Annotated in this window: 5 protein-coding genes; 2 read left to right on the top strand and 3 right to left on the bottom strand. The window is 71.4% G+C overall.

Annotation, left to right across the window (positions count from 1 at the left end):
* The first annotated feature begins 2 nt into the window (after positions 1-2).
* Complete coding sequence (locus ACFCY1_RS06020; protein WP_375873698.1) at positions 3-1,364, top strand: MFS transporter; 1,362 nt, start codon at positions 3-5, stop codon at positions 1,362-1,364.
* 54 nt (positions 1,365-1,418) lie between these two features.
* On the opposite strand, the gene gndA is transcribed toward ACFCY1_RS06020, so the two are convergent.
* The 3 genes from gndA to ACFCY1_RS06005 form a co-directional block, all read right to left on the bottom strand.
* Entirely contained in the window at positions 1,419-2,873 is a 1,455-nt protein-coding gene (gndA, locus tag ACFCY1_RS06015) for an NADP-dependent phosphogluconate dehydrogenase (protein WP_375873697.1), read from the bottom strand.
* Between the two features lie 219 nt (positions 2,874-3,092).
* A complete protein-coding gene (locus tag ACFCY1_RS06010) occupies positions 3,093-4,394 on the bottom strand; it encodes an MFS transporter (RefSeq protein WP_074004955.1) in 1,302 nt (433 codons plus the stop codon).
* Between the two features lie 156 nt (positions 4,395-4,550).
* Positions 4,551-20,141 (bottom strand): amino acid adenylation domain-containing protein, encoded by a 15,591-nt coding sequence (locus ACFCY1_RS06005; protein WP_375873696.1) that lies wholly within the window; start codon positions 20,139-20,141, stop codon positions 4,551-4,553.
* 239 nt (positions 20,142-20,380) lie between these two features.
* On the opposite strand from ACFCY1_RS06005, the gene ACFCY1_RS06000 reads away from it, so the two are divergent.
* The coding region (locus ACFCY1_RS06000; RefSeq protein ID WP_375873695.1) for an IS110 family transposase at positions 20,381-20,774 on the top strand (394 nt) is incomplete at its 3' end.

Genomic DNA, 20,774 nt, shown 5'->3' with positions numbered 1-20,774 from the left:
ACATGGGATCCTCCACGGCCGAGGAGTCGTCCATACCCCCGGAGTCCGGCCCGCCCGCGACCCCGGCCGCGACCCCGGCCAAGGCCAAGGCCAAGGCCCCGGAATCCGTACCGCTGCGCCGGCACCGGCCGCTGCTGCTGCTGGTCACGGAGCAGATGACCAGCTCGGTGGGGCGTCAGGTCACCGCGCTGGCGCTGCCGCTGCTGGCCATCGCCCACCTGCACGCCGGGCCGCTGGGCGCCTCGGCGCTGATGGCGATGACCTACCTGCCCGGCGTCCTGCTCAGCCCGCTGATCGGCGTGGCCGTCGACCGGGCCCGGCTGCGGCGGATGCTGGTCTCGGTGTCCTGGCTGCAGGTCCCCGCCATCGGCAGCGTGCCGCTCGCCGCCGCGCTGGACGGCCTGACCTGGCCGCACCTGTTCGCCGCGGCCGCCGCCTCCGGGGCGCTGAACTCCGCGCAGGGCGTCGCGCTGCAGTCCTGTCTGCCCCGGGTGGTGCCCCCGGACCGCCTGCTGCCGGCCAACTCCTCGCTCACCGGGGCCCGGACCATCGGCCTGATCGGCGGGCCGGCGCTCGGCGGCATCCTGATCGGCCTGATCGACCCGGCCCCGGCGCTGCTGGTCGAGTGCGCCGCCTACCTCGTCGGCGGGGCCCTGTTCCTCGCGCTGCCGGCCGCGCTGAACCGGTCCGCACAGGAGGCGGGCAGCGGCGCGCGCTCCCGCCTCGACGCCCTGCGGGAGGGCCTCGCGGTCATCCGGCGCGAGACCCTGCTGCGCCGCCAGGCGCTGGCCGCGGCCGGGCTCAACCTCGGCGGCGGGGCCGGCGGCGGCCTGTTCGTCCTGTACGCCGACCGGGAGCTGCAGCTGCCTCCGTGGCAGCTCGGCACGGTCTACGCGGCGTACGCCGTCGGCATGGGCACCGGCGTGCTGGTCGCGACCTCGGTGACCCGGGCGCTGGGCATGGCCCGGGCCATCCGGCTGTGCGCCGTGGGCGCGGGCGCCGCCCTCTTCCTCATCCCGGCGGCGTCCCTGGGGCTGTCCTTCGCCGTGCTGGTCCTGTACCAGCTGCTGTTCGGACTGATGGCCACCATCTGGTCGATCGCCATGACCACCGGGCGCCAACTCGTCACCCCCGCCCACCTGCTGGGCCGCGTCAACGCCTTCCTCCAGGCCGTGCTGACCGCCACCCTGCCCGTCGGCGCCTTCGTCGGCGGGTGGCTCGCCTCCCGGGTCGGCATCGTGCCGGTGCTGGTCGGCGCGGCGGCCGTCGCCCTCGCGGGCGCGAGCAGCCTCTGGTTCCCGCGCGACATGCTCGCGGAGATCGAGCGGGCGGCGGAGCGGAAGACCGTCTCGGAGAAGCCCTGAGGCCCGCCCCGGCGAGGCCCTGACGCCCGCCCCCGGGGCGCCGGGGCCGTCCGGCTACGCCGTCCCGCCGTCCGTCCGCACCTCGGGACGGCCGGGCTCGGCCCAGAGGGTGTGGAAGCTGCCCAGGCGGTCGGTGCGGCGGTAGGTGTGGGCGCCGAAGAAGTCGCGCTGCCCCTGGATCAGCGCGGCGGGCAGGTGCGGGCTGCGCAGGGTGTCGTAGGAGGCGAGCGCGGCGGAGAAGGCCGGCACCGGGATGCCGTGCTGGGCCGCGCCGGCCACCACCGTGCGCCAGGCCGCCTGGGCGTCGGAGACCTCGGCCGCGAACTCCTCCTCGGCGAGCAGGCTGACCAGGTCGGGGTTGGCCGCGTGGGCGGCGCGGATCCGGTCGAGGAACGCGGCGCGGATGATGCAGCCGCCGCGCCAGATCCTCGCCACCGCCCCCAGGTCGATGTCCCAGCCGTACTCGGCCGCGGCGTCGCGGATCATCGTCCAGCCCTGGTCGTAGGCGATGACCTTGGACGCGTAGAGGGCCTGCTCGACGTCCCGGGTGAAGCGCTCGGCCTCGTGCGGGCGCAACTCCTGCCGGCCGCCCCCGGGCAGCGGCCGGTAGGCCGCCCGCAGTTCGGCCCGGGCGGAGGCGACCCGGGCGAAGGTGGCCTGGGCGATGGCGGTGACCGGGGAGCCGAGGTCGAGGGCGGTCTGGACGGTCCAGCGCCCGGTGCCCTTCTGCTCCGCGGCGTCCTGGACGACGTCGACGAAGGGCTCGCCGGTGGCGGCGTCGGTGTGGGCGAGCACCTCGGCGGTGATCTCGATCAGGTAGGAGTCGAGCCGCCCCTCGTTCCAGCGCCGGAAGGTCTCGGCGATCTCGGCGGGGGCGTACCCGCCGACCTCCCGCAGCAGGTGGTAGGCCTCGGCGATGAGCTGCATGTCGGCGTACTCGATGCCGTTGTGCACCATTTTCACGAAGTGCCCGGCCCCGTCGGTGCCGATGTGGGTGCAGCACGGGTCGCCGTCCACGTGGGCGCTGATCCGCTCCAGCATCGGGCCGAGGACGGCGTAGGACTCGGCGGAGCCGCCGGGCATCACCGAGGGGCCGTGCAGCGCGCCCTCCTCCCCGCCGGAGACGCCGGTCCCGACGAAGTGGATGCCGCGCTCGCGCAGCGCCCGCTCCCGGCGGCGGGTGTCGGCGAAGTGGGCGTTGCCACCGTCGATGAGCAGGTCGCCCGCCTCCAGCAGCGGGGCGAACTCCTCGATGACCTCGTCGGTGGCCCGGCCGGCCTTCACCATGATCAGCAGCCGGCGGGGGCGCTCCAGCGCGGCCACCAGCTCCTGCGGCGACCACGCCGGGACGAACGCGCCCTCGTGGCCGAACTCCTCGACCAGGGACTTGGTCCGGCCCTCGCTCCGGTTGTGCACCGCGACCGTGTAGCCGTTGCGGGCGAAGTTCCGCGCCAGGTTGCGGCCCATCACCGCGAGCCCCGTCACGCCGATCTGTGCCGATGCCTCCATGGCGGGTACGTCCTTCCTCGGGGAGTCCCCCGGCGGGGCTCGCGGGCCTGCGCCGCGGGTTCCCGGGGCGGCCGTGTCCGCCCGCCGACGCGCGCCGCGGACCCGGCCCGGCGCCACGGGCGGTCGGACTATATGCTCACCGGCCGCACCCGCCCGCCGCGCGGGGGACTCCCCCGTTCAGGTGCCCCGACCCGGCGCCCGAACCTTCCGCGACAAGCTCTACCGCACCGCCTCGACCGCTTCCGGCTCGGCCTGCGGCCGGTGCCCGGGCAGCTGCCCGGTCGGCAGGTCCCGGTGGCGGCGGATCGGGGAGCAGTAGAGGAAGAGGGCCGCCGCCGGTACGCCCGCGGTCAGGATCCACAGGGCCGGGCGCAGGCCGAGCCAGGTGCCGAGCGCGCCCCCGAGCAGGGCGCCCAGCGGCATCGTGCCGTAGTTGAGGAACGCGGAGCTCGCCACGAGCCGGCCGAGCACGGCGCTCGGGACGTAGCTCTGGACGAACCCGGACTTGATGACGTTGCCCGCCACGATGCCGATCGCCACCCCGCTGTAGGCGAGGACGATCATCAGCAGGCCCCACCCGGGGCCGGCCAGCGGGATGAGCAGGGCCAGCGCCGGCAGCACCAGCTCGAACACCAGCAGGGCGCGTCCGCTGCCCAGCCTGGCGCTGACCCGGCGCACGACGAACGCCCCCAGCACACCGCCGATTCCGCTGACCATCGCGAGGCTGCCGATCTCGCCGGAGGACAGGCCGACCTCACGGACCAGGAAGACGACCATGAGCGACTGGTACCCGGTCAGGGCGAGGTTGGACGCCGCTCCGAAGAGCGCCAGGCTCCGCAGGAAGGGGTCGCCGAAGAGCAGTCCCAGCCCCTCCCGGATCTCCTTGGCCATGGCGCCGCGCGGCCGTTGGACCCGCTCGGGCGCGGACTCCCGGTGCCGGATGGCGACCAGGCAGAGGGTCGCCAGCAGGAAGGTCGTCGTGTTGACGAGCATCCCGTTGGCGGCGCCCGCGAGTTGGATGAGCAGGCCGCCGCAGCCGAGCCCGGCGATCTGCGCCGCGGAGGCGCTGCCCTGGAGCTTGGCGTTGCCCTCGGCCTGGTCCTCCGGTTTCACCAGGTCCGGCAGGTAGGCGGTGTACGCGGTCTGGAAGAACACCGTGGCGGCGCCCGCGAGCAGGGCCACGAGCAGCAGTTGGGTCACCCCCAGCACTCCGGCCCACGCCGCGACCGGAACGCTGGCGAAGAGCGCGAAGCAGATGACGTTGGCCCAGAACATCACCTGCCTGCGCCGCAGCCGGTCCACCCAGACGCCCACCGGAAGGCCGATGACCAGCCACGGCACCCAGGGCGCCGCGCTCAGCAGGCTGACCTCGAAGGTGTCGGCGTGCAGGGTCGACACGGCGATCAGCGGAACGGCGAGGACCGTGACCGACTGGCCGAAGCGCCCCGCCGTCTCGCCTAACCAGAGGAGCCGGAAGTCCCGGTGGCGGCGGAGCAAGCCGCCACGTGTGCCGTTGCCCATTGAACGCTCCGATCTGTCGCGGTAGGAAATCCGAACTGCCCGGAGCCGCCCACTGGTTGCGTCCCCTCCGGCACCCCGCGGCCGACGCCGGCGCGGGGAGCAGGACCGCAGCGCGGCCCGTACGCCGGTCGGCGCACGGGCCGCCGGCCCCGCCGGCTAGGACCGGTCGCGCCCGCCGGCCAGCCAGGCGGCGAGAACGGGGCCGATCTGGGCGAGCTGATCGGGCCTCGTCATTTCACCATGCCGCCCGGTCACCCGGTGCACCTCGATCCGACCGGTGACGTGGGCCCGCCAGTCCTCCGGCCGCACCGGGGGGCGCGGCTCCTCCCGGGTCGCTTCGAAGAACAGCACATCGCCCCTGAACGTACGGGACTTGAAGGAGTCCAGCACCGCGATGTTCGCGAGGAAGACCCTGGCCATCGCCTCCAGCGCGGCGTCGCCGAGCAGGGCGAACGGACCGTCCGCGGCCCGCGCGGACTCCGGGTCGTGGCCGAGCGACTCCAGGAGCGCCCGGACGGCCTCCGCACCGGTCAACTCCCGGGCCGGTTCGGCCGATCCGCCGCCGCCCCCGCTCGGGAAGCTGTCCATCAGGGTGAGCGCCTCGACCTCCTCGCCCTCCTCCTGCAACCGGACGGCGAGTTCGTGCGCCACGACCCCGCCGAACGACCACCCCAGCAGCGCGTACGGGCCCTGCGGCTGGACGGAGCGGATCAGCGCCAGGTAGTCGTCGACCATGGCGTCGAGGCCGGCCGGAACGGCCTCGGGGGCCAGCAGGCCGCGGGCCTGGAGACCGTACAGGGCACGGCCGCCGTCGAGGTGGCGGAGCAGGCCCGAGTAGACCCAGCTGACGCCGGCCGCGGGGTGCACGCAGAACAGCGGCCGGGCCGCCGGGCCGCTGCTCCTGCGCAACGGCAGCAGGGTGGCGAGCGCACCGTCCCCGTCCCCCGCGTCGTCCAGCCGGCCGGCGAGCGCGGCGACGGTGGGGGCGTCGAAGACGTCCCGGATGCCGATCTCGGCGCCGAGGGCGGTGCGGATCCGGCCGATCAGCCGGGCCGCGAGCAGCGAGTGCCCGCCCAGGAGGAAGAAGTCGTCGTCGATGCCCACCGACGGCACCCCGAGGACCTCGGCGAAGACCGCGCACAGGATCTCCTCCTGCGCCGAGCGCGCGGCCCGTCCGCCGCCTCCCGCACCGGCGACCGGCGCCGGCAGCGCCCGCTGGTCCAGCTTGCCGTGCGAGGTCATCGGCAGGTCCGCCAGCACCACGACCGCCGACGGCAGCATGTGCCGCGGCAGACGGCCCGCGGCGAAGCGCTGCAGCTCCTCCGGGTCGGCCGCCCGGTCGGCGGCCGGCACCACGTAGCCCACCAGGCGCTTCTCCCCCGGCTGGTCCTCGCGCACCACCACGGCGGCCTGCGCCACCGCCTCGTGCGCCATCAGCACCGCGGCGACCTCGCCCGGCTCGATCCGGAAGCCCCGGATCTTCACCTGGTCGTCCGCACGCCCCACGTACTCCAGGGCGCCGTCGGCGCGCCACCGCACGAGGTCGCCGGTGCGGTACATCCGCTCGCCCGCCGCACCGAACGGATCCGCCACGAAGCGCTCGGCCGTCAGACCCGGCCGGCCCAGGTAGCCGCGGGCGAGGCTCTCCCCGGCGATGTACAGCTCGCCGGGAACGCCCGGCGGGACCACCCGCAGTCGGTCGTCCAGGACGTAGAGCCGGGTGTTGCGGATCGGCCGGCCGATGACCGGCCGCTCGTACTCGCCGATCACGGCGTTCGTGCTGTACACGGTGCACTCGGTGGGACCGTACTGGTTGTTGGCGGTGACCCCGGCCCGCCGCAGAACATCCCACAGCGCCTCGTCGACGGCCTCACCGCCGACGTCCACGATCCGCGGGCGGGAGGCGCGCTGCTCGGAGAGCATCCCCAGCTCGACCAGCTGCCGGCAGTAGGTCGGGGTCGTCTCCAGGTAGTCGATCCGCTCGCCGTCGATGTAGTCGACCAGGAGCTCCGGCGTCCGGCGCGTCTCGTCGTCCACCAGGTGCAGCTCGTGGCCGTCCAGCAGCCAGAAGAGCAGCAGCCAGCTGGCGTCGAAGGTCGTCGCCCCGATCATGGCGGCCCGCAGGGGACGGCCGGCCGAGGCGATGTCGGCCCGGTAGACGTCCTCCCGGTGGCTGTGGACGAGGTTGGCGAGGGAGCGGTGCTCGACGAGCACGCCCTTCGGCGTCCCCGTCGACCCGGAGGTGAAGATGGCGTACGCCGCGTGCTCGGGACGCAGGGGCGCGAGCCGGTCGGCGTCCGACACGTCGGCGTCGGACCGGTGGGCCAGCTCGGCGCCCAGCGACGGCTCCGCCAGGTCCAGCAGGTGCGGCACCCGCCCGGCCAGGCCGGCGAACCGCTCGGCGGTGTCCCGACCGGTGATCACCAGGCCGGGGCGGCAGTTGTCGAGCATGTACCCGACCCGCTCGACCGGGTACTCCGGGTCGACCGGGACGTAGCAGGCCCCGGCCTTCAGGATCGCCAGCAGCGAGACGACCAGGTCCGTGCCCCGCGGGAGCAGGACGGCCACGGACTGCTCCGGCCCCACCCCGCGGTCGATCAGCAGCCGCGCCAGGCGGTTCGCTTGCGCATTGAGCTCACGGAACGTCAGAACCTCGCCCTGGAAGACGAGCGCGGTCGCGTCCGGCGTCCGCCGGACGTGCCCCTCGAAGACCTCCGGGGCCAGCCCGGTGTCCGCCGGGACGCGCGTGGTGTCGTTCCACTCGACGAGGATCTGCCGGCGCTCGGCCGGGCTCAGGATGTCGACCGCCTCGATCGACTGGTCCGGGTCCGCGACCAGGGCGGTCAGCAGCCGGAGCAGGCGGTCCGCCAGCAGGGCCATGGTGTCGCGGTCGAAGAGCTCGGTGGCGTAGTGGAGAACGGCGAGGATGCCGGAGGGAGCGCCGGCGGCGTCGCGGCTCTCGACGCAGGTGAGGTTGAGGTCGAACTTGACGGGCGGCATCCCGAAGGACTCCGGCTGGGCGGTGAGGCCCGGGAGTTGAAGGGTGCCCTCGTCGTTGTTCTGCAGGACCAGCATCACCTGGAACAGCGGATGCACGGAGCTGGAGCGAACGGGGTTCAGCTCCTCGACGAGCCGCTCGAACGGCAGGTCCTGGTGGGTGAACGCCGCCAGGTCGGTGTCCCGGACCCGACCCAGCAGGTCGCCGAAGCTGGGGGCGTCCGAGAGGTCCGTCCGCAGGACCAGGGTGTTGACGAAGAACCCGACCAGGTCGTCCAGCGCCTGGTCCGAACGTCCGGCGACCACGGTGCCGATGGGGATGTCCGTGCCGGCGCCGAGGCGGGACAGCAGGGCCGCCAGGGCCGCGTGCAGGACCATGAAGAGCGTCACGCCGTGCCGACGCGCCACCGCGTCCAGTTCGGCGTGCAGCTCGGGGTCGACGTGGAACTGCAGCAGGTCGCCCTCGTGCGAGGCGGTGGCGGGGCGGGGCCGGTCGAAGGGCAGAGCCACTTCCTGCGGCGCATCCCTCAGTGCTTCGGACCAGTAGGCGAGTTGCTGGTCCATGGTGTCGCCGAGCTCGTTGTGCTGCCAGAGGGTGTAGTCCGCGTACTGGACGGCCAGCGGCTCCCAGTCGGGGACGAGGCCGGCCAGGCGGGCCCGGTAGGCCGAGGCGATGCCCTGCCAGAGCGGACCGGAGGACCAGCCGTCACTGGCGATGTGGTGCAGGGTCAGGACGAGGACGGACTCGGTCGCGCCGAGGGTGAACAGGGCCACCCGCAGAGGGAGTTCGGCGGAGAGGTCGAAGGTGGTGAAGGCTTCGGCCTCGATCCGCCCTGCGGCCTCGTCGGCCGTGCACGGCTCGACCCTGAAGGGCACCTGGACGTCCTGGGCGGGCAGGACCAGCTGGCGGGGCTGGCCGTCGATCGCGGGGTAGATCGTCCGCAGGGCCTCGTGGCGGCCGACCACGTCGCCGATCGCCCCGCGCAGGGCCTCCACGTCCACCGCGCCGTGCAGGCGGAACGCGAACGGGCTGTTGTAGGTGGCAGAGGCGCCTTCCAGCTGGTCGAGGAACCACAGCCGCTGCTGGGCGAACGACAGCGGCAGCACCTCCGGACGCTCACCCGCCACCAGCGCCGGACGCGCCGGGCGGCCCTCCTTCAGCTTCTCCATCACCCCGACCACCGTCGGGTTACGGAACAGGTCGCGGATGCCAAGCTCAGCGTTGAGGGTCGTGCGGATCCGGCTGATCAGTCGGGTCGCGAGAAGCGAATGGCCGCCCAGAGCGAAGAAGTTGTCATCGATGCCTACCGATGGAACACCAAGGACCTCGGCGAAGAACGCGCACAGGATCTCCTCCTGGGCCGTCCTCGGACCACGATGCCCCTGCACCTCCACAGCCTCGACGGCACCGGCCCGGGCCCGCTCCGCCCGGCTGAGGAAGTACCGCTCCTGCTCGGGAGAGTCGAACACCTCCCAGCCGGACACCGGAACCTCCGGATCCCCGACCGCCACCCCGAGCAGCCGGATCAGGCGGTCCGCCAGCAGGGTCATGGTGTCGCGGTCGAAGAGGTCGGTGGCGTAGTGGAGAACAGCGAGGATGCCGGAGGGCGCGTTGGCGGCGTCGCGGTTCTCGACGCAGGTGAGGTTGAGGTCGAACTTGGCGGGCGGGGTCCCGAAGGACTCGGGCTGGGCGGTGAGGCCCGGGAGCTGGAGGGTGCCCTCGTCGTTGTTCTGCAGGACCAGGAGCACCTGGAACAGCGGGTGCCGGCCCAGCGAACGCACCGGGTTCAACTCCTCCACCAGGCGCTCGAACGGCAGGTCCTGGTGGGTGAACGCCGCCAGGTCCGCATCCCGGACCCGGTCCAGCAGTTCGCCGAAGGTCGTCTCCGCCGAAACATCGGTCCGCAGGACCAGGGTGTTGACGAAGAACCCGACCAGGTCGTCCAGGGCCTCGTCCGAACGCCCGGCCACCACCGTGCCGATGGGGATGTCCGTGCCGGCGCCGAGGCGCGACAGCAGAGCCGCCAGAGCCGCGTGCAGGACCATGAACAGCGTCACGCCGTGCCGACGCGCCAAGGCGTCCAGTTCGGCGTGCAGGCCGGGGCCGACGTGGAACTCCAGCAGCTCACCCTCGTGCGACGCGGTGGCTGGGCGGGGCCGGTCGAAGGGCAGAGCCACCTCCTGCGGCGCATCCCTCAACGCCTCGGACCAGTAGGCGAGTTGCTGGTCCATGGTCGCGCCGAGCTCGTTGTGCTGCCAGAGCGTGTAGTCCGCGTACTGGACGGCCAGCGGCTCCCACTGCGGGACGAGACCGGCCAGACGGGCACGGTAGGCCGAGGCGATGCCCGACCAGAGCGGGCCCGAGGACCACCCGTCACTGGCGATGTGGTGCAGGGTCAAAACGAGGACGGATTCCCCTTCAGTGGCAGTGAACAGCACTACCCGCAAGGGAAGTTCGGTCGAGAGCTTGAAGGTGGTGAAGGCCTCGGCCTCGATCCGCTCGGCCAGCTCGTCGGCCGTGCACGGCTCGACCCTGAACGGCACCTGGACGTCCTGGGCGGGCAGCACCAGCTGGCGGGGCTGGCCGTCGATCGCGGGGTAGATCGTCCGCAGGGCCTCGTGGCGGCCGACCACGTCGCCGATCGCCCCGCGCAGGGCCTCCACGTCCACCGCGCCGTGCAGGCGGAACGCGAACGGGCTGTTGTAGGTGGCAGAGGCGCCTTCCAGCTGGTCGAGGAACCACAGCCGCTGCTGGGCGAACGACAGCGGCAGCACCTCCGGACGCTCACCCGCCACCAACGCCGGACGCGCCGGACGGCCCTCCTTCAGCTTCTCCATCACCCCGACCACCGTCGGGTTACGGAACAGGTCGCGGATGCCAAGCTCAGCGTTGAGGGTCGTGCGGATCCGGCTGATCAGGCGCGTCGCGAGAAGCGAATGCCCCCCCAGAGCGAAGAAGTTGTCATCGATACCAACCGACGGAACCCCGAGGACCTCGGCGAAGAACGCGCACAGGATCTCCTCCTGCGCCGTCCTCGGACCACGATGCCCCTGCACCTCCACAGCCTCGACGGCACCGGCCCGGGCCCGCTCCGCCCGGCTGAGGAAGTACCGCTCCTGCTCAGGCGAGTCGAACACCTCCCAGCCGGACACCGGAACCTCCGGATCCCCGACCGCCACCCCGAGCAACCGCACCAACCGCTCCGCCACCAGACCCGCGGTCCCCTGGTCGAACAGATCGGTCGCGTACTGCAGAACGGCAGTGATACCGGCAGGCGCGTTGGCGGCGTCACGGTTCTCGACGCACGTCAGGTTGAGGTCGAACTTCGCGGGCGGGGTCCCGAAGGACTCGGGCTGAGCGGTGAGGCCCGGGAGTTGGAGCGTGCCCTCGTCGTTGTTCTGCAGAACGAGCATCACCTGGAACAGCGGGTGCCGGCCCAGCGAACGCACCGGGTTCAGCTCCTCCACCAGGCGCTCGAACGGCAGGTCCTGGTGCGTGAACGCCGCCAGGTCCGCATCCCGGACCCGGCCCAGCAACTCACCGAAGGTCGGCTCACCCGACACATCCGTCCGCAGGACCAGGGTGTTCACGAAGAACCCGACCAGGTCGTCCAGGGCCTCGTCCGAACGCCCGGCCACCACCGTGCCGATCGGGAGGTCCGTCCCCGCGCCGAGGCGCGACAGCAGAGCCGCCAGGCCCGCGTGCAGGACCATGAACAGCGTCACACCGTGCCGACGCGCCAACCCCTCCAACTCCGCGTGCAGCTCGGGGCCGACATGGAACTCCAACAGCTCGCCCTCATGCGACGCGGCGGCAGGACGGGATCGGTCGAAGGGCAGGGCCATCTCCTGCGGCAGCTCTCCCAGCGCGTTACGCCAGTACTTCAACTGCTCGTCGAGGATCTCGCCCAGCTGGTTGTGCTGCCAGAGCGTGTAGTCCGCGTACTGGACGGCCAGCGGCTCCCACTGCGGGACCAGGCCGGCCAGACGGGCACGGTAGGCCGAGGCGATGCCCGACCAGAGCGGGCCCGAGGACCACCCGTCACTGGCGATGTGGTGCAGGGTCAGGACCAGGACGGACTCGGTCGTGCCGAGGGTGAACAGGGCCACCCGCAGCGGAAGTTCAGCGGAGAGGCTGAAAGTGGCGAAGGCCTCGGCCTCGATCCGCCCTGCGGCCTCGTCGGCCGTGCACGGCTCGACCCTGAACGGCACCTCGACCTCACCGGCCGGCAGCACCAGCTGACGGGGCTGGCCGTCGACCGCCGGGTAGATCGTCCGCAGGGCCTCGTGGCGGCCGACCACGTCACCGATCGCCCCGCGCAGGGCCTCGACGTCCACCGCGCCGTGCAGGCGGAACGCGAACGGGCTGTTGTAGGTGGCAGAGGCGCCTTCGAGCTGGTCGAGGAACCACAGCCGCTGCTGGGCGAACGACAGCGGCAGCACCTCCGGACGCTCACCCGCCACCAGCGCCGGCCGCGCCGGACGGCCCTCCTTCAGCTTCTCCATCACCCCGACGACGGTCGGGTTACGGAACAGGTCGCGGATGCCGAGCTCAGCGTTCAACGTGGTGCGGATGCGGCTGATCAGTCGGGTCGCGAGAAGCGAATGGCCGCCCAGAGCGAAGAAGTTGTCATCGATGCCTACCGACGGAACACCAAGGACCTCGGCGAAGAACGCGCACAGGATCTCCTCCTGCGCCGTCCTCGGACCACGATGCCCCTGCACCTCCACAGCCTCGACCGCGCCGGCCCGGGCCCGCTCCGCCCGGCTGAGGAAGTACCGCTCCTGCTCGGGAGAGTCGAAGACCTCCCAGCCGGACACCGGAACCTCCGGATCCCCGACCGCCACCCCGAGCAAGCGCACCAACCGCTCCGCCACCAGACCCGCGGTCCCCTGGTCGAACAGATCGGTCGCGTACTGCAGGACCACCGTGATACCGGCAGGCGCATTGGCGGCGTCACGGTTCTCGACGCACGTCAGGTTGAGGTCGAACTTGGCAGGCGGCGTCCCGAACGACTCCGTACTCACCACGACATCCGGGAGCTGGAGGCTGCCCTCCTCGTTGTTCTGCAGGACCAGCATCACTTGGAACAGCGGGTGCCGGCCCAGCGAACGCACCGGGTTCAACTCCTCCACCAGCCGCTCGAACGGCAGGTCCTGGTGCGTGAACGCCGCCAGGTCCGCATCCCGGACCCGCCCCAGCAACTCACCGAAGGTCGGCTCACCCGACACATCCGTCCGCAGCACCAGCGTGTTCACGAAGAACCCGACCAACTCGTCCAAGGCCTCATCCGAACGCCCGGCCACGACTGTGCCGATCGGGAGGTCCGTCCCCGCACCCAGGCGCGACAACAGAGCCGCCAAGCCCGCGTGCAGCACCATGAACAGCGTCACACCGTGCCGACGCGCCAACCCCTCCAACTCCGCGTGCAGCCCGGCATCCAGCCCGAACTCCAACAGCTCGCCCTCGTGCGACGCGGCAGCCGGGCGGGCCCGGTCGAAGGGCAGGGCCACCTCCTGCGGCGCTTCCCTCAACGCCTCTGACCAGTAGGCGAGTTGCTGGTCCATGGTCGCGCCGAGCTCGTTGTGCTGCCAGAGGGTGTAGTCCGCGTACTGGACGGCCAGCGGCTCCCACTCCGGGGCAGCTCCGGCCAGCCGGGCCCGGTAGGCCGACGTGACCCCCTGCCAGAGCGGGCCGGAGGACCAGCCGTCGCTGGCGATGTGGTGCAGGGTCAGCACCAGCACCGACTCGTCCTCGCCAAGCGTGAACAGCACGACCCGCAAGGGAAGTTCGACGGAGAGGTCGAAGACGGCGAAGGCCTCGGCCTCGATTCGCCCCGCCACCTCCGAAGCCGCGCACGGCTCGACCGTGAAGGGCACCTGGACGTCCTGGGCGGGCAGCACCAGCTGACGCGGCTGGCCGTCGACCGCCGGGTAGACCGTCCGCAGGGCCTCGTGCCGGCCGACCACGTCGCCGATCGCCGCGCGGAGCGCCTCGACGTCCACCGAGCCGTGGAGACGGAACGCGAACGGGCTGTTGTAGGTGGCGGAAGCGCCCTCCAGCTGGTCGAGGAACCACAGCCGCTGCTGGGCGAACGACAGCGGCAGCACCTCCGGACGCTCACCCGCCACCAACGCCGGACGCGCCGGGCGGCCGTCCTTGAGCTTCTCGGCGACGCCGACGACCGTGGAGGCGTCGAACAGGTCGCGGATCCCGAGTTCGGCGCCGAAGGTGCTGCGGATGCGGCTGATCAGCCGGGCCGCGAGGAGCGAGTGCCCGCCCAGCGCGAAGAAGTCGTCGTCGATCCCCACCGACGGCAGGCCCAGCACCTCCGCGAACACCACGCACAGGATCTCCTCCTGCGCGGAACGCGGCGCCCGACCGCTCGGCTCGACGGCGGTGGCGGCAGGTGCGGGCAGTGCGCGCTGGTCCAGCTTGCCGTTCGGCGTGATCGGCAGCGCCTCCAGCACCACCACCGCCGACGGCACCATGTGACGCGGCAGCCGCCCCACGGCGAAACGCCGCAGCTCGTCGGGATCGATCTCCCGGCCCGCGACCGGCACCACGTAGCCGACCAGGCGCTTGTCGCCCGGTCGGTCCTCGCGTGCCACGACCGCGGCCTGCGCCACCGCCTCGTGCGCCAACAGCACCGCCGCGACCTCACCCGGCTCGACCCGGAAGCCCCGGATCTTCACCTGGTCGTCCGCACGCCCCACATACTCCAGCACCCCGTCCGCACGCCAACGACCCAAGTCGCCCGTCCGGTACATCCGTTCACCCGCCACACCCAGCGGATTCGCCACAAAACGCTCCGCCGTCAGACCCGCCCGACCCACATACCCGTGCGCCAGACCGGCCCCCGCCGCATACACCTCACCCACCACACCCGCCGGCACCGGACGCAACCACTCGTCCAACACGAACACCCGCTTGTTGCCCACCGGCCGACCGATCGGCAACGACGAACCCGCCAAGTCCGCATCGGTCACCGCGTGGCACGTCGTGAAGCCCATGCTCTCCGCCGGACCGTACCCGTTGCCCACCCGCAACCCCGGGAACAGACCCAGCACCTTCGCCACATGCGCCACCGAACCGGCCTCACCACCCGTGAACGCCGTCCGAACCCCAGCAAAAGCCCCCGGATGCTCATCCACCAGGAAGTTGAACAGACTCGCCGACAACTGGAGCATCGTCACACCATGCTCCACCACCAACTTCTCGATCACCGCCGGCTGCGGATTCTGCCCCGGCTGCAACACACACACCGCACCGTGCAGCAACGCGCCGAACAACTCCAGCGCGAACCCGTCCCACGACACCGGCGAGCACTGCAGAAACACCTCACCCGGACCGAACTCGCAATACTCCTGCCCCAGATACGTCCCCACCAACGCCCGATGCGGCGCCACCACACCCTTCGGCCGACCCGTCGAACCCGACGTGAACATCACACACGCCACATCCTCCGGACCCACCACCACCGACGGCACCACCCCGCCCGCCGCCGGCTCCCACTCCTCATCCACCCACACCACACACTCCGCGAGCCCCTCCACCGACCCGCGCAACCCCGAACTCGACACCACCAGACCCACACCCGCCTCGGCCACCACCAATGCCGACCGCTCCCGCGGGAACTCCGGATCCAACAGCGTGTAACCACCACCCGCCTTCAACACACCCAGCAACGCCACCACAAGATCCGCCCCACGCCCCAGGCAGACCCCGACCAACCCGCCCCGCTCCAGACCGGACTCCACCAACCGCGCGGCCATCCGATCCGACAGAACATCCAACTCCCCATACGACAAACGGCGATCACCATCCACCACCGCCACCGCACCCGGAGCCCGCACCACCTGCTCCCCGAACAACCCCGACACCGTCCCCGACGGCACCGGCCCCCCACCACCACCCCACCCCGACACGACCAACTCACGCTCGCCACCCACCAACACCTCAACCGACCCGACCAACTGCTCCGGATCCGCGACCATGGCGGTCAACAGCGAACCGAGACGGCGGCCCAGCACCTCCACCGTGCCGTGGTCGAAGAGGTCCGCGGCGTACTGCAACTCCACCTGGATCCCACCGGGCGTGCCATCGGCAGCCCAGGCCTCGGTGAAGGCGAAGTTGAGGTCGAACCGGGCCGGCGCCGTGTCGAAGGTCTCCGATTCCAGGGTGATGCCCGGGAGTTGGAGGCTGACTGCGCTGTTGTTCTGCAGGACCAGCATCACCTGGAACAACGGGTGCACCGACGCCGAGCGGACGGGGTTCAGCTCCTCCACCAGGCGCTCGAACGGCAGGTCCTGGTGGGTGAACGCCGCCAGATCCGTATCCCGGACCCGACCCAGCAACTCACCGAAGGTCGGCGCACCCGACACATCCGTCCGCAGCACCAGCGTGTTCACGAAGAACCCGACCAGCTTGTCCAACGCCTCATCCGAACGCCCCGCCACCACCGTGCCGATCGGAATGTCCGTCCCCGCGCCCAGGCGCGACAACAGAGCCGCCAGGCCCGCGTGCAGCACCATGAACAGCGTCACGCCATGCCGACGCGCCAACCCCTCCAACTCCGCGTGCAGCTCCGCATCCAGCCCGAACTCCACCAGACCACCCGCACGCGAAGCCACCCCCGACCGAGGCCGATCCAACGGCAGCGCCACCTCCTGCGGCGCATCCCGCAACACCCCCGACCAGTAGGCAAGTTGCTGATCCAGGACCCCACCCAGCAGACCCTGCTGCCACAGCGTGTAATCCGCGTACTGCACCGGCAACGGCGACCACTCCGGAGCAACCCCGGCCAGGCGCGCGCGGTAGGCCGACGCCACGCCCTCCCACAGCGGCTCCATCGACCAACCGTCACTCGCGATGTGGTGCAAGGTCACCACCAGCACCGACTCGCCCTCGCCGAGCCTGAACAACACCACCCGTACGGGCAGATCGGTGGACAGGTCGAACGGCGTGAACGCGGCCCCGCGCACTGCCTCGTCGAGCGCGTCGCTCCCGCACTCCACGACCGTGAAGGGCACCTGGACGTCCTGGGCGGGCAGGACCAGCTGACGCGGCCGGCCGTCGACCGCGGGATAGACCGTCCGCAGGGCCTCGTGCCGGCCGACCACGTCGCCGATCGCCCCACGCAGCGCCTCCACGTCCACCGCGCCGTGCAGGCGGAACGCGAACGGGCTGTTGTACGTGGCGGAAGCGCCCTCCAGCTGATCCAGGAACCACAGCCGCTGCTGGGCGAACGACAGCGGCAGCACCTCCGGACGCTCACCCGCCACCAACGCCGGCCGCGCCGGCCGCCCCTCCTTCAGCTTCTCGGCGACGCCGACGACCGTGGAGGCGTCGAACAGGTCGCGGATGCCGAGTTCGGCGCCGAAGGTACTGCGGATCCGGCTGATCAGCCGGGCCGCGAGGAGCGAGTGCCCGCCCAGCGCGAAGAAATCGTCGTCGATCCCCACCGACGGCAGGCCCAGCAGCTCCGCGAAGATGCCGCAGAGCAGTTCCTCCTGCACCGAGCGCGGTGCGCGTCCGCCCGGCTCGACGGCGGTGGCGGCAGGTGCGGGCAGTGCGCGCTGGTCCAGCTTGCCGTTCGGCGTGATCGGCAGCGCCTCCAGCACCACCACCGCCGACGGCACCATGTGGCGCGGCAGGCGTTTGACCAGGAAGTGACGCAGTTCCGCCGCGTCCACGTCCCGACCGTTCACCGGGACGACGTAGCCGACCAGGCGCTTGTCGCCCGGTCGGTCCTCGCGTGCCACGACCGCGGCCTGCGCCACCGCCTCGTGCGCCAACAGCACCGCCGCGACCTCACCCGGCTCGACCCGGAAGCCCCGGATCTTCACCTGGTCGTCCGCACGCCCCACGTACTCCAGCACCCCGTCCGCACGCCAACGACCCAAGTCGCCCGTCCGGTACATCCGTTCACCCGCCGCACCCAGCGGATTCGCCACAAAACGCTCCGCCGTCAGACCCGCCCGACCCACATACCCGTGCGCCAGACCGGCCCCCGCCGCATACACCTCACCCACCACACCCGCCGGCACCGGACGCAACCACTCGTCCAACACGAACACCCGCTTGTTGCCCACCGGCCGACCGATCGGCAACGACGACGACCCCAGATCCTCCTCGGTCACCGCGTGGCACGTCGTGAAGCCCATGCTCTCCGCCGGACCGTACCCGTTGCCCACCCGCAACCCCGGGAACAAGCCCAGCACCTTCGCCACATGCGCCACCGAACCGGCCTCACCACCCGTGAACGCCGTCCGAACCCCCGCAAACGCCCCCGGATGCTCATCCACCAGGAAATTGAACAGACTCGCCGACAACTGGAGCATCGTCACACCATGCTCCACCACCAACTTCTCGATCACCGCCGGCTGCGGATTCTGCCCCGGCTGCAACACACACACCGCACCATGCAACAGGGCACCGAACAACTCCAGCGCGAACCCGTCCCACGACACCGGCGAGCACTGCAGAAACACCTCACCCGGACCGAACTCGCAATACTCCTGCCCCAGATACGTCCCCACCAACGCCCGATGCGGCGCCACCACACCCTTCGGCCGACCCGTCGAACCCGACGTGAACATCACACACGCCACATCCTCCGGACCCACCACCACCGACGGCACCACCCCGCCCGCCGACTCCTCCGCCGGTTCCCAGGGCGAATCCATCCACAGCACACGCTCGGCGATCCCCTCCACCGACCCCCGAAGCCCGGAACTCGACACCACCAGACCCACACCCGCCTCGGCCACCACCAATGCCGACCGCTCCCGCGGGAACTCCGGATCCAACAGCGTGTAACCACCACCCGCCTTCAACACACCCAGCAACGCCACCACGAGATCCGCACCACGCCCCAGGCAGACCCCGACCAACCCGCCCCGCTCCAGACCGGACTCCACCAACCGCGCGGCCATCCGATCCGACAGAACATCCAACTCCCCGTACGACAAACGGCGATCACCATCCACCACCGCCACCGCACCCGGAGCCCGCACCACCTGCTCCCCGAACAACCCCGACACCGTCCCCGACGGCACCGGCCCCCCACCACCACCCCACCCCGACACGACCAACTCACGCTCGCCACCCACCAACACCTCAACCGACCCCACCGACCCGTCCGGATCCGCGACCATGGCGGCCAGCACCCGGCGCAGGCGCTCCGCGAAGGTGGTGACGGTGCCTTGGTCGAAGAGGTCGGCGGCGTAGCGCAGTTCGGCCCGGATGCCGGCCGGCCTGTTGGCGGCGTCATGGTGCTCGGAGAAGCTCAGGTTGAGGTCGAACCGGGCCGGGGCAGCCACAGAGCACTCCGGCTCCACGACCAGGCCCGGGAGTTGGAGACTGCACTCGCTGTTGTTCTGCAGGACCAGCATCACCTGGAACAACGGATGGACCGACGCCGAGCGGACGGGGTTCAGCTCCTCCACCAGGCGCTCGAACGGCAGATCCTGGTGGGTGAACGCCGCCAGATCCGTATCCCGGACCCGCCCCAGCAACTCACCGAAGGTCGGCGCACCCGACACATCCGTCCGCAGCACCAGCGTGTTCACGAAGAACCCGACCAGCTCGTCCAACGCCTCGTCCGAACGCCCCGCCACCACCGTGCCGATCGGAATGTCCGTCCCCGCACCCAGGCGCGACAACAGAGCCGCCAGGCCCGCGTGCAGGACCATGAACAGCGTCACGCCGTGCCGACGCGCCAACCCCTCCAACTCCGCGTGCAGCTCCGCGTCCAGCCCGAACTCCACCAGACCACCCGCACGCGAAGCCACCCCCGACCGAGGACGGTCCAACGGCAGCGCCACCTCCTGCGGCGCATCCCGCAACACCTCCGACCAGTAGGCAAGTTGCTGGTCCAGGACCCCACCCAACAAACCCTGCTGCCACAACGTGTAATCCGCGTACTGCACCGGCAACGGCGACCACCCCGGAGCAACCCCCGCCAGGCGGGCCCGATACGCCGACGCCACCCCCTCCCACAACGGCTCCATCGACCAACCGTCACTCGCGATGTGGTGCAAGGTCACCACCAGCACCGACTCGCCCTCGCCGAGCCGGAACAGCACCACCCGCAACGGCAGCCCGGTGGACAGGTTGAACGCGGCGAGGGCCTCGGCGGAGATCCGCTCCGCCAGCTCCTCCGCCGTGCACGGCTCGGCCCTGAACGGCACCTCGACGTCCCCCGCGGGCAGCACCACCTGGCGGGGCTGCCCGTCGACCGCCGGATAGACCGTCCGCAGCGCCTCATGCCGCCCGACCACGTCACCGATCGCCCCGCTCAGCGCCTCGACGTCCACCGCCCCGTGCAGCCGGAGCACGAACGGGCTGTTGTACGTCGCGGAAGCGCCCTCCAACTGGTCCAGGAACCACAGCCGCTGCTGCGCGAACGACAGCGGCAGTACCTCCGGCCGCTCCCCCGCCACCAACGCCGGCCGCGCCGGACGCCCCTCCTTCAGCTTCTCCGCCACCCGGGCCACGGTCGGGTTCCGGAACAGGTCCCGGATGCCGAGCTCCGCGCCGAGCGTGCTGCGGATGCGGCTGATCAGCCGGGTCGCGATGACCGAATGGCCGCCCAGGGCGAAGAAGTTGTCATCGACTCCCACCGACGGCAGCCCGAGGACCTCGGCGAAGAGGCCGCACAGGAGCTGTTCCTGCGCCGACTCGGGAGCGCGACCGCCCTCGGCCGTGTCCTTCTGCCCGGTCGTCGGTTCCATCTGCTGAGCCATGACATCCATACCTTTCTTCGTGGGATCGTTCTGGTCATTCGTAAGATCAGGGCACCCAGGGATGCCGGGTGTGGCTGTCATGTCATTGCCGCGTCCGTGGCTGAGGGAGATTGGCCGCCCGGCATCCCGCGACGACTCGGCCGCTGATTGGGATGCGCGGAACAAGATCGCTCGTATGGACATGTCGGCGAGGTCGTCTGCTGGGACTGTGAACAGGCACGTCGAGCGAGGAGGATTGGATGCCCGAACTGTGGGCCGGGACGGATGCGGGCAAGGCCGAGCACCACTGCACGGCGATCGACACGGACGGGAAGACGGTGCTCTCCCGCCGGGTGCCGAACAACGAGGCCGAACTGCTGGAACTGCTCAGCGACGTCCTGGAGCTGGCCGACGGCAACCCGGTGACGTGGGCGGTGGACCTGAACGCGGGCGGCGCCGCGCTGTGGATCGCGCTCCTGGTCAACCACTCGCAGAAGCTGCTCTACATCCCCGGCCGGACCGTGCACCACGCCTCGGCCGCCTACCGGGGCAACGGGAAGACGGACGCCAAGGACGCCTTCGTCATCGCCGACACCGCCCGCATGCGCCGCGACCTGCAACCGCTGGACCAGGCCGGCGAGATCGCAGTCGATC

This window comes from Kitasatospora sp. NPDC056273 (assembly GCF_042268845.1).
In the GTDB taxonomy this organism is placed as follows: Bacteria; Actinomycetota; Actinomycetes; order Streptomycetales; family Streptomycetaceae; genus Kitasatospora.
This window is presented reverse-complemented; position numbering and strand designations above follow the sequence as displayed.